The organism is Hungatella sp. L36 (assembly GCF_014288035.1).
Genome location: NZ_JACOPC010000002.1, coordinates 31,360 through 45,223, shown reverse-complemented (window position 1 = coordinate 45,223; position 13,864 = coordinate 31,360). Strand labels below are relative to the sequence as shown.

Genomic DNA, 13,864 nt, shown 5'->3' with positions numbered 1-13,864 from the left:
TAAATACAAAATTGTATCACATTCTGACTGTTCGTTTGTTCTGATTATTCTTAAATTATAAAGCAGATCGGGGAAAAACTCAATCGAATAAGTCAGATAGATCACAGCCGCCGCGCAATCTCCCTCATATGTCTCCCATCCGTCCCACAGCACCCGCCATATATCTACAGCCTACAAATTTCCTCACATGATTATACACGGAAACGCCCCTTCGGACAGCCTGTAACCACACACAGCTTCCCCGCATAATTTATACAGAGGAGGAGACACCATGAAAAAACTACTTTTTTGCAGAAAATGCCTCTGTGCGGCATTCAACAGGATTCCTCTGGTCGATAAATGCCTTCTTGTATTTTTCCTTGTACTGCTGACTCAGTCTGCATACAGCCTGTTTTCACACAACGGAACCGGTTCGGAAATTGAGCATATCGATGTGATTGTGCGGACATCCTCTGCCGCCATATTCGGCTATATCTTAAGCGCCAACTTTATTCTGCAGGCCGAGGGGAAATCCAGGCAGACCAAGATCAGGCCAGAACCCCCGGATAACGGAGACGAACACTTTTCTTCACAGAGCGTCCCCTCCTACGATTCCGCAGAGGATGCAGGCCCCGGTTTTGAACTGGAAAAAGAACTGGCCGAAACCGAAAACGCCGAAAATGACGATTCAGAATCCCTCCCGGCAAAATTTCTGACCGGCAGGCTGCAAATCCTGATTGCCACATTCATCGGATTATTCTGCCTGATTACCCTGATCCTTCTGCGCAATGTCAACGCCCTTAACTCCGACCTGCTGTCTTCCTCTTCGGTGGCAGCCACAACAGCGCAGTTCAGGGATTTCGTATCGGGATGTGTGGGATTTTTAATCGGATGCCCCACGGAGAAACAGAGTTAAACAGAGCTCATAAAAAAAGGTACGGCTGGCAGACCCATGAAAGTCTGTCAGCCGTACCTTTTCTTCTGCATACTTATCCGTATTTCGGACTCTGAAGCTCAAGCGCTCCCCGGAACGCGTAGATTCTGCAGTCCTGAAACCGCAGAGATATCAGGACAGGGCGCTGTCCCCAATCCTGAATATTCCGATTTTTAAAGTGAATCTTATAATATCCGCCCTCACCCGGCAGTATCTCGCATTCCGCATATCCAAAGCCTTCGATTGGCCGGTTCCATTTTGTGCATAAGGCGGCCTCCAGATATCCCTGCTCCCCCATTTCCGTAAGCACTTCTAGGTCTTCCCCGAAAAAGCGAAAGGCGGCAGTCGTCAGCAGGCCGCGCTTCTCACGGTCCACAGCCGTATAAAAGGCCAGTTTATCCTGCTCAAACGACGCTCTCCCCAGAGAGCTTTCGCGGAAATCGGAATGCTGTCCATTTCCACCCATGTAATACACCCACATCTGGCCATCGATTTCTACAGGCGCCGAAGCGAAGATACATCCACAGTCGAATTCTCCTGGATAGCGCCCCTTTCCTCTTTGAATCACAGGGCTTCCGGGACAGACCCAGTCAAAATGTTCCGGCTCCGCAGCAAAAGCCAGCTCGCAGTCCACCGTGTCAAAATCGTCGGACGACCGGTCACCCTCATGAAACACGGATGGAAGTCCCAGATACAGCCCCTCATACTGAAATACCGGCATGGAGTAAACCTGAGCGGAAAAGCGCCGCCCCCTCAATATCTCCACAGGCTCACTCCACCTGATAAAATCACGGCTCTCACTCATGACTGAAATTCTGACCCCATTTTTCCAGGTTCTGGTGATCAGCCTGAATGTCCCGTCCCTCTCGTCCCGGAACACAAAGTTATGGGAATCAGCCCTCGGATTGTGCTCCGGCCATGGAACCATCTCACCCCAGTGAATCCCGTTCTTCGAGAAATTCACCGCCATAAAGCCGGATTCATCCGGCCCTTCCACCTTCGTTACCAGCTTATACCTTTTTTTCGGGTCTTCCTCTCTCTCATCCAGAAATACCCCCGTTCCGTGCGCATGCAGAAACAACAGATTATTCTCCGTATTTCCTTCAAAGGAAACCAGCCCCAGCGCCGGTTTATACCACATTACACCGTCTCTGCTCTCCGCGTATGCAAGAGATGTGATGCGCCCGGGAAGAGGCTCATAATGGGTTATCTTACGCTCTGAGAGGGGAGTATTTGCCGACGCCGGATCGTACGTACACAGGGTATAGTAACACCGGTAAATGCGTTCCGCCGAATCGTAGATGACATTCGGATACCCGTTATCAATTCTCACTTCCCACCTTCTCGCCGGCTCCCGAAAGTAATCTTCCGTAAAGAATGGAGTGTGCATGGTATCCTTCTTCATCTCACAGATCTCCAGACGGACATTATCAAGTCCCTGCGGAGTCAGTGTTCCGCTGTCCAGCAGCAAATATTTGTTCATTTCCAGTCTCCTTCATCTCTTGCCGGTACTCTGCCTGCGGCTGCCGGTCATATCTATTATCTCAATTTCTTTTTCATAATGTACATCGCCTTTATACCAGCCAGGCGCATTAAGATACTCTTCTTCAGGCTTTCTGTTCTGTACCCCATCTTCTCATAGAGTGAGACAGCAGGCAGATTGTCCTTCAGCACGTCGAGATACAGCTCATCAAAATCCAAACCGGCCTCGGCAAACGTTAAAAGCTGCCCTCCCACTCCTTTCCTTCTGTATTCCGGTGAGGTCGCTATAAAATCAACGTATCCGCTTCGGTCCCCCTTCACAGCGGGTATGCTAAGCATTTTGCCCAGCTGCCACGCAAGTATCTTCCCTTTTACCGGACCGAATACAGAGACACACGTCTCCTCATTCATCACGATGGCCCTTCTCCTGGAATCCGAGACTGCGATCAGGCCGGCTACCCGGTCCTCCTTTAAGAGCACGTAAATCAGATCCAGCTGCATACAGGGTGTAAAAAGTCTCTGCAGAAGCTCCCGTTCCTTCGTTATTCCCTTAAACATGGAGTAAAAACTGTCCACTAACAGCGCGGCTGTCTGCTGAACATGACTCGCCTCCAGCTGATTTAAGCACCTTATCTCTGTATTTTCCATACTACGCGGTCCCCTCCGTCCCTTTTAATATGCTGACGATCCATTCCGCCTGCGGAAACGGAGTCTGCGGATATACAGCAAGCTGTTCCGCGATTCCCTGGATGCTGCACCAGAACGTGCAGGCCAGCGCCTCAGGATTCCCTCTGCGGATCTCTCCCGCCTCCTGCCCCTTCCGGATCAGCTCCACGGTTTTGGCATAACGGGTCTCCTGGGACGCCAGAATCTGCGTGATCCGTTCCGGTGTCGTGCTGCTTCTCAGCGCCTGTGCGATCAATACAAAGAATTCCGCCCCCTGCGGATTCACGCGAATCATATCCAGGATCTGATTTGTCACATCTGTAAAAAAGTTCAGCGGCGAGCGCTCATCGGTCTCCATCCACGCCTGGGAGGATTCTGTCCCGATGCGGATAAGCTCCTCGTACAGGCTCTCTTTCGTCGCAAAATAATGAAACAAAAGGCCGTCGCTCATATTTACCGCCTTTGCGATATCGCTGGTCTTCGTCGCCGCATACCCCTTTTTTACAAACAGATCCAGGCCTGCAAGTAAAATTTCTTCGCGCCGTTTCTCTTTTTGCTGGTCACGTGTATTCATAAACGGGATCCTCCTGTTCACTTATTAAGTTTCTATTCATTAAGTTTGCATTCATTGAGTGTTTACTTAATCAGTTTAATAGAAGTCATACCGAATGTCAAGAAAAATCACCGTTTTTGCATTCATAGCTTTCACATACGGTTAAATCGTCTCTGCTTTTTCACTTACAGAGTATCCCATCTGGTAAAATGCCAGGCTGAACACCAATATGATGCACAGGACGGCGAACATCATGGAGGCAGTCGCCTCTTTCAGCAAATATCCGCACAGGACCGGTGATATGGACAGTCCCAGAACGATCATATTCTGTGCGCCGAGGTATACACCTCTCTGCTCTTTTGGAGTAATCTTTATAATAAATAAGTACTCCGCCGGTACAATGGCCACTTCGCCAAAGGACAGCAACACGATCGCCGCAGTAAGCCACAGCAGGTCCGACCGAAAGATTAAAATTATCAGGCCTGCCATCATGGACCCGACAGCGAACCTCACCCATCTCATGATTGCTTTCTTCCTGATAAGTGCGCTCACAAAGTACTGCAGCCCCATCACAATTGCAGCATTCAGCGCCGAAATATAGGCCACTCTTTGATACGCCTCATCATAGGGCAATACGGAAGAAAAGAACAATGACATAAATGTAACCAGTGCTCCATATATCATCATGGACAGCACGCCGCCAATTGTAAAATAAAGCAGCCGCTTATCCTGTACCAGCAGCCTCATGGTCTGCCCGATTCCCAAATCTTCCGTTTTGCCCACATCAATTTTCCCATTGACCGGACTGCTCACCAGCGCCTTTGAATAGACAAAGAAAATGAGCGTTATCAAAACCAGGCTTGCGGATGCCACATAAAACGGAAAGCGAAGATCAAGCTTCACCAGCACCGTACCCAGTACAGGCCCCACCATAGCGCCAATGTTCTCCAGTATATATTTAATGGAAAATGCTTTCGTACTTTCCTCCTCTGACAGCATTATGGAAAACCAGGCATTGGTAACAATCGCCAGAGATGAGGACGCAATATTAATCACCATCAATACGCCAAGAATAAGGAATCCATTTGACATTCCCGGAAAGATTAAGTAACTGACTGCCATCACAGAAAGTGACAACGCAAAAATCTTTTTCTTATCACGGCGGTCTATGAGAAATCCGCAAAAAATGCTCATAATCGTCCCCGATAAACTGCCCAGTCCGATCAGATATCCGCTGTTCTCTACGCTGATTCCGAGACGGTTTCCCAGATACATGGGCAAATAGGGCGTCAGCGCCCAGTAAGCCACTGCTTTAAAAAATGCACACAAAATAATTACACAGACTGCCTTTGGAAATTTCGGCAGTATTCTTCCAGTTACTTTCATTTTCCCTCTTTCCTGCAGCCTTTCCGTGTATTCTGAATAACAGTGAAACCCATCATTCAGCGCCATGTTTTTAGCATTAAAAAAAGTGCTTTTGACAAATCAAAAGCACCCACTGATCGACAATAAGAGAAAGGCTACAGAAAACTCCCGATCGTAAACAGCATGACTTTTTGATTTATCAATAATCTCTTATTCGTCATGATATTCACCACCCTTCCTGATTTTTTTAAGTATACCATAAAGACCACTGCCCGTAAAGCAATTCTTATTCGCCGCAAACGATTAATTTTGTAATCCCGTTCCGATTCATGTATACTTCCTGGTCTCCGCCCAGCATACCTTTGGAATAAAATAAAACCATCCACATCTCACCCGGGATATCATCATAAACCTCTGTATCTGTATACAAAATCGTGCATTCCTGTTTCGCCCGGTTTACAACGGATTCTTCATCAACCAATTCCACTGGATCCGTATTTCTGAAATCACTGCACCGGATTCCTCCCGATTCTTCCCTGTATCTCAGAAGAACCTCCTCATAGGAAAAATAGCCTTTTCCAGCCGCCCTCTGCGTGTCACAGACAAAACGAAGACAGTCCGGGACACCGGTTTTATCAATCATTTCCAGGGCCTCAATCCGGTTGAGCCGCTCTGCAACGATACAGGGATATGGCCCCTTCAGCCACGGAAGCGCCGATGCTTTCGGCTGAAAGACTTTTCTGATCTCCGTCAGTCCCTCCACCTTTTTATCCGGCAGACGAACCAGCAGCACTTTGCCGGTCAGATTGTCTGCGGGGTCCGTTTTCTTTCCTAAGAAGGCAAACATCTCCGCCTCACTGAGCGTATATTCACACGGTTCTTCCTGATCGATCAATCCTTCCCACTCATCCATTTCCATCTCCGTTCCCCCATTTTTCAACGCCAGATCCCCCTCTATCTCCGGTCATCTCCCGTTATTTTCATCAGGTCAGATATTGATAATCCGAATAATCCACAATCCCCTTTATCGTTTTCAGAGAACCTTCCGCTAATTCCTTTACCATCAGACACTCCGGTGCAGGAAGCTGAAGCCCCGGACCGGCAAAAATCCCATGGCTGCAGGAAGTCTCAAATCCTCTTGGATTATAGTTTTGGGGATTGCCCTCTACAATCACCGCTTTATATCCCATCTTCCCCGCCTTTTCAAAGCCATATTCGATCAGCTCCTTGGAAATGTGCCTTCTCTGTAATTCTGTTTTGACCGCCACAGGTGAAAGCAGCAGTAATTGCCCTTCATACCTGCCTTCCAGATGAAAGCCTGAAAACATGGCGTATCCAATCACCTCATCCATTTCATCCGTCATGATTAATTCCAGTTCCGGCAGATAGAACCGCTTGCTTCTTATTTCCTCCACCAGCCTTCTCACCGTATTCCCTGACTCTGCATTTTCCGATTCCGTAAAGACCCGTTCCACCAAATCCAGTGATTTTGTCAGGTATTTCTTATCCATACATTTCATTTTCCAGCTCATGAAACCTCCAATTTTTTCAAAATATCCTTCGTCAGAAGTTAGGATCATCGGCTACGAGTCTGCATTGATGGCAGACAAAATCATACCGTATCTTACGGGATATCGCATGCTTCTGATTAACCCACGGTTGCCCGCACTTTGGGCAGACCGGTTTATTCTTTTTGTAATAAGTAAACAGAAAATAATAAAATGGCTTTCCCGTCTTTTCTTCCATGATACTGCAGTATTGAAGCGCTTCCTTCGATAAAAGGCTGTTCGGGTCGTGCATCATTTTATAGCCATGCCGCTCTCCGATTCCTTCAAAAAATTGCCGGTCACAGGCCCGGTAAGCTTTTTGCCAGCCTAACAGGTCGAAATACTCCGTGCCGTCATAGGTTTTCGGAAACTTGTAGAGCGGTACCGGGCATTTACAATCACCGCAGATAATCGGAGATGCCGCCCACAGACACTCCGAAAACAGGATATAATGGCTGGGAGCTTCACACGTACAGCTGTCCTCCACATCGTAATTTTCTCCGATATAGAGCAGCTCCGGCGGCTTTGCAGAGTCTTTGCATACATCCTCAAAAAACTCTCGGGTATACCGGTTTCCATACTTTTCACTCAGAGAATCCCGTTCCGGCGCTACGATTCTGCAGGCAAAATATTCTGCGCATTTGACTGTATTTTGAAATTCAGACAGAATCTGGCCATTCTTATACAGACAGGATATAAACCACTGCATATTGTCAATAAACACATCGAGTTCCTCCGGTTCGAATGACCGGGGATAAAAGCGGTATTCATATGTATACATTAGGATACCTCCCTTTTATATTAAAATTTTCTCATGATCAAAACACGTTTCTGCTCTGCAGAAGTTCCTTCAGAACCACCATCTCACCGGCCGTCACCGTCACGCCTTTTCCATACGCCGTATGGTCCTCGTTCCACGTTCTGATATCATAGACGGGTTCCCGGTCATCCCAGCTGATATAATTCAGTTCTTTTGTCCAGCCGTTATTGGGCCTGGAGATGGGGCCAATCTGTTTATAAATGTCAAACTTTTGCAATCCATTTTCCTCCTTTGCCGTTATCGCAGCGCCTCCCTCTGGTGCTATTTTCTTATCGATCCCATCCATCTTATGCTCCTGTCGTGCCTGTTTGCAGCTGCTGCGTGATACCTCGAGCTTTAATTACGTTAAGTATATCACAAGCCAGACCATTTTGTGCAAGTTACTTTACTGCTTTATCAGAGGCGGCACTGCCAGACAATTTCATTTGGATTACAGAGAATCTACAAACAGGCAATAAAGACTGGACAGAAATCGATTATAGATTCCTGGCCCATCTTCATTGCCTGCTAATGTGCTTCTCTCAATACACCCCCAAAAACCGAATCACCGGAGCAACCCGGCTCTCCAGAATCTCCACCCGAATTTCATTCGTTGTCACAGACTCAAACACCGCGTTCTTCCGGCAGCCAACCGTCTTCCCCTCGCAGAGCACCTGACGCTCTTCGCCGCAGACGCTGGTTATCCGGTATTTTTCAATTCTCTGGCTGAACCGGATGTCCTCCTTGATCACTACCATGGATACTTTAACCGGCTCCTCCCAGGTCAGACGGATCTCACAGCTTCGGATACCATCGGGAGTCTTATAACTTCCCTCATCATCTGACCGGAGATTTGCCGCGTCGTGACCTGGCTCAGACCCGGTGGCAGTCATCTCCGCTTCCTCCACCAGATTATGGGCCTCGCGCCGTCTTAAATACGCCCCCAGTTCTCTCAGCCTCTCGGCATCGCGATCATGGATCAGCCCCTCCTTAGTCGGCGGGACATTCAGCAGCATCGTGCTGTTGCCGCCCACGGAGCGGTCGTAGATGGATACCAGATTCTCCAGGCTCCTCACCTGATCATTCTCGGACTCATGATAGAACCAGCCCGGTCTTATGGAGAAATTCACCTCGGTAGGATACCAGACCAGTTCGTTTTCTCCCTCCAGCACTGCCCGGCTTCCAAGATCCTGGTCACTGCTCGAAAGGGTTCTCTGCCGAAACTCCGTCTCATCACTCTGCTGGCTGTTTTCCCTGATTTTTTCTGTGTCCCGGAGCCGTCCGGGCACCACGCTCCACTCCTGCTCCCTGGTGTCTCCGGCTTCGTTGCCGCACCAGCGGACATCGGGGCCGCAGACGGAGATACAGGCTACCGGCTGCAGACGTCTGATTACATCATAGTACCGCTCCCAGTCGTAGCTCTGCACGTTTCCATCAGGCCCCTCGCCACAGGCGCCGTCAAACCAGACACAGAATATATCACCGTATCCTGTCAGCAGCTCCGTCAGCTGTCCCACAAAAAAATCGTCGTATTGGGTTCCTTTTCCATAGCATGGTTCGTGACGGTCCCAGGGCGATAAATAGATACCAAACTTTAAATTGTATTTCCGAAGGGCCTCCGACACCTCCCGCACCACGTCGCCGTTTCCGCCCCGAAACGGGCTGGCGGCTACCGTATGAGCCGTATACCGGCTGGGCCAGAGACAGAAGCCATCGTGGTGCTTGCAGGTGAGAATCGCGCCTCTCATACCGGAAGCCGCCAGAGTTTCCGCCCACTGCTCCGCATCAAAATGCTCCGGACAAAAAACAGAGGGGGATTCTGTGCCATCCCCCCACTCCCTGTCCGTAAAAGTATTTACGGTAAAATGGAGAAAACCGTAAAATTCCAGCTTCTGGTGACGCATCTGCCGCTCGGAAGGCACCACCCGGACCAGCTTTTTTTCCTGATCACTGATTACCAATATCGTTCCCAATCCTTTCTCATCCTCATAAGGGCTTCCATATAGAAGTAGTCCCCCCACAGGTTGAATTCATCCACGCCCGACTGATTGACCCCGTTCTCCTTCGACCGTTTCGCATACGTTCCGTGAAGCAGAATTCCGGCTCCCGGCGCGCCATCTCTCAAAAGACAGCGGTCCGTCAATGCCTTCATCAGCTTAGATGCCATGGAAATGAGGAGGCCTGCCTTTTCCTGCTCCACATAGCGGGCCATTTCCAGGAGGCCGCAGGCGGCGATGGCCGCGGCGGAGGAATCTCTCGGTTCCGGGCTTCCGTCATTAAAATCAAAATCCCAGTAAGGGATCAGATCAGACGGCAGATTCTCCATAAAACAGGCTGTCACGCCGTCAAAGAGGCGCATATACTCCGGGTCGTGGAAATAGCCGTAGCTCAGGGCGGATCCATAGATTCCCCACGCCTGACCTCTGGCCCAGATGGACCCGTTGCGGTTGCCCTGCTGGGTGATTCCCTTCACGGGAGCGCCCGTCTCCGGATCAAAGTAATAGGTGTGATACGTGGAGTAGTCGTCTCTCACCACATGGGCCATGGCTGTCCTGATATGGCACTCCGCCTTCTCCCGGTAAATGGGATTGCCGGTTACTTCTGATGCCCAGAACAGAAGGGGCATATTGAGCAGACAGTCGATAATCAACCGGTATTCTTTTGGATCGCCTGCCGTCCCCCACGCCTGGAAGAAACCGCCTTTCTCCTGAAATCTTCCCATCAGGTTGTCGGCCGCGGCCAGAGCCGTCCGTTTCGCCTGCTCTATGGCGGCGTCATTCATCACGCTTTCGTGCTGCTCCTCTTCCATGGCTCCTTCTCTCTTTAGGAGACGCCATGCCGCCACACACGACGGGCTGAACAGAAAACCCATATCATGATGGTCCACCACCACCCGTTCCTTCATACGCCGTTCAAAGTCTGCCACCGAGGCCAGGGCTTCCCGCTTAAAAGCGGAGTCCCCCGTCTCCTCGTAAGAGAGCCACATCTCTCCGGTCCAGAATCCGTCGGTCCAGTCGTCATTGGCCGTCTTCGGATAGATTCCATCCACACTGGCTGCCGCCGGAACGGTGCTGCCAAAGTATGCCATGTTCCTTTTTACAGTTTCCACGCAGACGGCAAAGGCTTCATCCGCCTCCCGGGCCGTCATCTCCGGCGCTTCCGCCAGCCGGTTCGTCCTTTCATACCGCTTATTTTCCATATTTTTTCTCCATATACTCCACTTACGTCTTCTGGCTCAGATTTCTGACTCAGGTTTCAGACTCAGGTTTCTGGCTCAGATTTTTGACTCAGGTTTCAGACTCAGATTTCAGACTCAGGTTTCTGGCTCTGGCTTCTTGCTTCCGGCTTAAGCTTCAAACCACAGAATATCGTTAGCCTTTAAGCTCATGGCCTCAGCCTCTCCCTCTCCGTTGTAGATGACCGTCTCCTGCGGCTCATACGTATTGTTTACCACACAGTATTTGCCCGTAGCCGGATAATAGTTTACTTCCACATTGAAGTTGTCGCTGTACCATCTCTTCATCTCCTGCTCCCTGCCGGCCGCCCAGAAAATGGCGCGGTACAGCATTCTGGAATTCTCGAAGGAATACGGAATACCGCTTATATATACGCTTCTTCCCTTTCCAAACTCGTGAACCGCCATCTGAACATCCTGGCCGGTGCTGCGTAAGATCTTCGTACCGGGAAGCGCGTAAATGTTCTTCATACCCTCGCCAAACCGGATCTCCTCCGCGCTGTCCTCAGTAATGAAATGGCTGTGTATCTCCCAGTTATATTTGTCAGAAGAAAGGCTGAAGCCCACTTCCTTATCCACGCCCAGGACGCCTGCCAGTGCAAAGTATCGCCCCTCGTGCTGACAGGCAGTCGGCTCGCCTACACCGATGAGGCCGCCGCCTTCCGCCACGAATTCCTTCACCGCGCAGGAAACAGCCGGGTTCAGCCAGTAACTGCCGCCGCTCGGGGCCGTGTATGCATCGCCTGCATTGATCAAAACGCTGCATTTCTTTAAGACAGACGGATTTTCGATCACATCGTCAAAGCTGATGAAGGCGACGTCAAAGGGCATGCCGCTCAGTCCTTCCAGCACACCGGCGTAGGAATACGTCTGCTTGTAATCGATGGCGTGAGCAACCATATGGGTGCCCCAGGACCGAAGCTTTCCCCAGCTGTTTAACACGCCCACGGTGAAATGATTGTAAGGGGCTTGTCCTCCCACATTCTCATAGAGAAGGCGGAACTCATCACAGATTTCCTCGATATACTGGATAAAATCCGGGAATTGAAGAGCCAGCTTCAAGTAGCCGCCGTAACCGATCCGGTCGATCGGCTTGCGCAGGATGGCACGTCTCGCAGTCACCCAGTTGACCTTCGCCTCCCTGATCGGATCGCCTCCCTCATGGAACACATCCGGGAAGAAATACGGCAGGAATCTGCCTTCCGTATACTTCACCCCCGGAATATCGGAGATGAGGCGAAGGGTGGTTCCATTCCCTACGGAGCCTACCACCGCGTCTAATCCCACTTCCTTAAAATACTCGCCGAACGGTTCGGTGCCGATCCAGTGATCGCCCAGGAACATCATGGCTTCCCTGCCATTTTCGTGACAGATATCCACCAGGACCTTCATCAGCTTCGCAACCTCACGCTGCTGGAACCTCTGAAAATCCTTGAATTCCTTAGTCGGAACGCGGTTCGTGTTGTTGTGATAGCCCTGGTCGATGATATACTCCGGACGGAACCGATAGCCCGCTTCTCTCTCAAACTGCTCCAGAATATAGGGGCTCACACTGGCGCTGTATCCGAACCAGTCCACAAACTTTTCTTTTGCATATTCATTGAATACCAGGGTAAACTGGTGGAAAAAGGTAGTAAAGCGGACCACATCCGTATCCGGGTTTTCCACCATCCATTTTTTCAGCTTCTCGATGACGTGCTGCTGCGTCTTCGGCTGCCTCACGTCAAATGTGATCTGGTGCTCTACATTTTCCCAGCTGTTGGTAATAAAATTATACATATGTACCGGGTCCCAGATGATAAAGGCCAGGAAGCTGACCGTATAATCGTGATAACGTTCCGGCTGTGCCAGAATGACCTCCCGGCTCCCCTCCTCATAGTTCCACCGGTCCGGCGCCACGACCTCTCCGGTCGTGCGGTCAACAACCTCCCACCAGCGTTTGATATCATCGATGGTGTTGGGCTTCAGCTGCTGATCGTATAAGTGCTTCATCACCGGAATACGCAGTTCTCCCTCTTCCATTGCCGTGTAAAACTCCGTCATCAGATACATTTGCTGTACTTCATCCGGATTAGCCTCTGCCCACGCATTGTCTTTTCTCGTTGTGTAGTAGGTGGAGTAGATTTTTACCGGCATGGACTTTAATTCATCCGGCATACTGGTACCGTCGCAGTCACGGAGAGCGTCGGCTCCCCAGCGCTTAACGATTTCCTTAGTCTCTTCAATCATATCCACATCGGTGGGTACGGTTACCCGTCCATATTTATCACTCATTGCTGCTTCTCCTCAGATTAGTCGTTGTTTATTTTGTATGTACGAAGCACCGGTTCTTTTCCGTTCAGTTCATACGCATTGGAATCGGCGCGCAGTCCTCTTCCGTCCTGGCAGGTCACCCGGATATACGTCTCGCTGCCCGCCAGCGCAAAGGAGGCTTCCGTTACAGTCTCCCCCGGTTTTGCCACCTTCTTATAGCAGTTGCGGCCTTCCATCAGCACATAGATCTTTTCCACCGGACTGGTCTTCACATGCAGAACGCCGTCTTCCACATACAGTTCCTTTATCTCCGGCCCCATGGAGCTGTAAAAATTGCCCTTTAAGAGAGCATCCACAATGCTGTCGTAAGTCAGTTTTTCCGCCTTAATCATGGTGAATCCACCGAAGGAATCACAGAGGGGATCTCCGAACGGAAAGCTGTTGTGATTATCATCCGTGGAAACACAGAACAGCCGGTTGCCCAGACGCAGCATCTCGTCATAGCTTTGCGGATTATAGCCGTACAGTCCGTCGTGCTCACATCCATAGTTATAGATCTCCATGCCCCAGAAGCCGCGGAGATTCTTGTAATCGTCGTAGTTCTGCAGAGACCAGTAAGGGTGGTTGTAACAGGCGAAGAAGCCGTATTCCTTCATGTGATCAATAAATCCGTTAATATAATGGTAATCGCCATAACGGCTCTCCGGAAGGGGGCTCTCTTTCTTTTCCTCCTGAAACTCCTCCGGCTTCGAATCGTACAGGTTAATATGGTACGTCTTTACCCTGGAAAAATCCCCAGGAACTTTAAAGTGCTCGTTTATGTCCACCTCGTAGGCGGCCAGCGCCACAAAATTATCATCCATCAGCTCTCTGTGCCACTGATATCTGCGGTGGTCCGTGTAGGCTACCACGGAATACCCCTCGTCCATATACGCTTTTTTAACCTCCTCCGGTGTCAGCCGGCCATCGGAATGGATGGTGTGACAGTGAAGGTTTGCTTTGTAGAAGGTACCTGTTTCCGGGATTAAATTTACTTTGTTTGACATTATCT

General features: G+C 50.0%; 13 protein-coding genes. 1 reads left to right on the top strand and 12 read right to left on the bottom strand.

Going from position 1 to position 13,864, the window contains the following annotated elements:
• Window positions 1–271: 271 nt before the first annotated feature.
• The gene (locus H8S80_RS05810; RefSeq protein ID WP_117632115.1) at window positions 272–895 is read left to right on the top strand and encodes a hypothetical protein; all 624 of its coding nucleotides are present in this window, start codon (window positions 272–274) and stop codon (window positions 893–895) included.
• Between the two features lie 73 nt (window positions 896–968).
• On the opposite strand, the gene H8S80_RS05805 is transcribed toward H8S80_RS05810, so the two are convergent.
• The 12 genes from H8S80_RS05805 to H8S80_RS05750 all read right to left on the bottom strand — a co-directional run bounded on the left by H8S80_RS05805 (window position 969) and on the right by H8S80_RS05750 (window position 13,859).
• Window positions 969–2,396, bottom strand: a complete 1,428-nt coding sequence (locus H8S80_RS05805; protein ID WP_117633652.1) for a hypothetical protein — start codon at window positions 2,394–2,396, stop codon at window positions 969–971.
• A gap of 56 nt (window positions 2,397–2,452) precedes the next feature.
• Window positions 2,453–3,043, bottom strand: a complete 591-nt coding sequence (locus H8S80_RS05800) for a GNAT family N-acetyltransferase (RefSeq protein WP_002604394.1) — start codon at window positions 3,041–3,043, stop codon at window positions 2,453–2,455.
• Between the two features lies 1 nt (window position 3,044).
• On the bottom strand, window positions 3,045–3,635 hold the full coding sequence (locus tag H8S80_RS05795) for a TetR/AcrR family transcriptional regulator (RefSeq protein WP_117633651.1): 591 nt from the start codon (window positions 3,633–3,635) through the stop codon (window positions 3,045–3,047).
• Between the two features lie 141 nt (window positions 3,636–3,776).
• On the bottom strand, window positions 3,777–5,000 hold the full coding sequence (locus tag H8S80_RS05790; protein ID WP_181988072.1) for an MFS transporter: 1,224 nt from the start codon (window positions 4,998–5,000) through the stop codon (window positions 3,777–3,779).
• 265 nt (window positions 5,001–5,265) lie between these two features.
• Window positions 5,266–5,919, bottom strand: coding sequence for a hypothetical protein (locus H8S80_RS05785; RefSeq protein ID WP_002604397.1), 654 nt, complete (start codon window positions 5,917–5,919; stop codon window positions 5,266–5,268).
• A 43-nt stretch (window positions 5,920–5,962) separates the two neighbouring features.
• Window positions 5,963–6,511, bottom strand: coding sequence for a GNAT family N-acetyltransferase (locus tag H8S80_RS05780; protein WP_117633649.1), 549 nt, complete (start codon window positions 6,509–6,511; stop codon window positions 5,963–5,965).
• Window positions 6,512–6,542: 31 nt separating this feature from the next.
• A complete protein-coding gene (locus H8S80_RS05775; protein ID WP_117633648.1) occupies window positions 6,543–7,307 on the bottom strand; it encodes a DUF2310 family Zn-ribbon-containing protein in 765 nt (254 codons plus the stop codon).
• Between the two features lie 37 nt (window positions 7,308–7,344).
• Window positions 7,345–7,632: a YdbC family protein gene (locus H8S80_RS05770; RefSeq protein WP_117633647.1), complete on the bottom strand. Its 288-nt coding sequence runs from the start codon at window positions 7,630–7,632 to the stop codon at window positions 7,345–7,347.
• 235 nt (window positions 7,633–7,867) lie between these two features.
• On the bottom strand, window positions 7,868–9,298 hold the full coding sequence (locus H8S80_RS05765; RefSeq protein ID WP_117633646.1) for an alpha-L-fucosidase: 1,431 nt from the start codon (window positions 9,296–9,298) through the stop codon (window positions 7,868–7,870).
• Window positions 9,280–10,524: a glycoside hydrolase family 88 protein gene (locus H8S80_RS05760; protein ID WP_117633645.1), complete on the bottom strand. Its 1,245-nt coding sequence runs from the start codon at window positions 10,522–10,524 to the stop codon at window positions 9,280–9,282. Before H8S80_RS05760 ends, H8S80_RS05765 begins: the two co-directional genes overlap by 19 nt.
• A gap of 147 nt (window positions 10,525–10,671) precedes the next feature.
• Entirely contained in the window at window positions 10,672–12,834 is a 2,163-nt protein-coding gene (gnpA, locus tag H8S80_RS05755; protein WP_117633644.1) for a 1,3-beta-galactosyl-N-acetylhexosamine phosphorylase, read from the bottom strand.
• Window positions 12,835–12,851: 17 nt separating this feature from the next.
• The gene (locus H8S80_RS05750) at window positions 12,852–13,859 is read right to left on the bottom strand and encodes a CehA/McbA family metallohydrolase domain-containing protein (protein ID WP_117633643.1); all 1,008 of its coding nucleotides are present in this window, start codon (window positions 13,857–13,859) and stop codon (window positions 12,852–12,854) included.
• Between the last annotated feature and the right edge of the window lie 5 nt (window positions 13,860–13,864).

What these genes read in the sequence shown, in the direction of transcription:
- H8S80_RS05810 (WP_117632115.1), top strand. Translation starts at nt 272, where the DNA reads ATGAAAAAACTACTTTTTTGCAGAAAATGCCTCTGTGCGGCATTCAAC.
- H8S80_RS05805 (WP_117633652.1), bottom strand. Translation starts at nt 2,396, where the DNA reads ATGAACAAATATTTGCTGCTGGACAGCGGAACACTGACTCCGCAGGGA.
- H8S80_RS05800 (WP_002604394.1), bottom strand. Translation starts at nt 3,043, where the DNA reads ATGGAAAATACAGAGATAAGGTGCTTAAATCAGCTGGAGGCGAGTCAT.
- H8S80_RS05795 (WP_117633651.1), bottom strand. Translation starts at nt 3,635, where the DNA reads ATGAATACACGTGACCAGCAAAAAGAGAAACGGCGCGAAGAAATTTTA.
- H8S80_RS05790 (WP_181988072.1), bottom strand. Translation starts at nt 5,000, where the DNA reads ATGAAAGTAACTGGAAGAATACTGCCGAAATTTCCAAAGGCAGTCTGT.
- H8S80_RS05780 (WP_117633649.1), bottom strand. Translation starts at nt 6,511, where the DNA reads ATGAGCTGGAAAATGAAATGTATGGATAAGAAATACCTGACAAAATCA.
- H8S80_RS05775 (WP_117633648.1), bottom strand. Translation starts at nt 7,307, where the DNA reads ATGTATACATATGAATACCGCTTTTATCCCCGGTCATTCGAACCGGAG.
- H8S80_RS05770 (WP_117633647.1), bottom strand. Translation starts at nt 7,632, where the DNA reads ATGGATGGGATCGATAAGAAAATAGCACCAGAGGGAGGCGCTGCGATA.
- H8S80_RS05760 (WP_117633645.1), bottom strand. Translation starts at nt 10,524, where the DNA reads ATGGAAAATAAGCGGTATGAAAGGACGAACCGGCTGGCGGAAGCGCCG.
- gnpA (WP_117633644.1), bottom strand. Translation starts at nt 12,834, where the DNA reads ATGAGTGATAAATATGGACGGGTAACCGTACCCACCGATGTGGATATG.
- H8S80_RS05750 (WP_117633643.1), bottom strand. Translation starts at nt 13,859, where the DNA reads ATGTCAAACAAAGTAAATTTAATCCCGGAAACAGGTACCTTCTACAAA.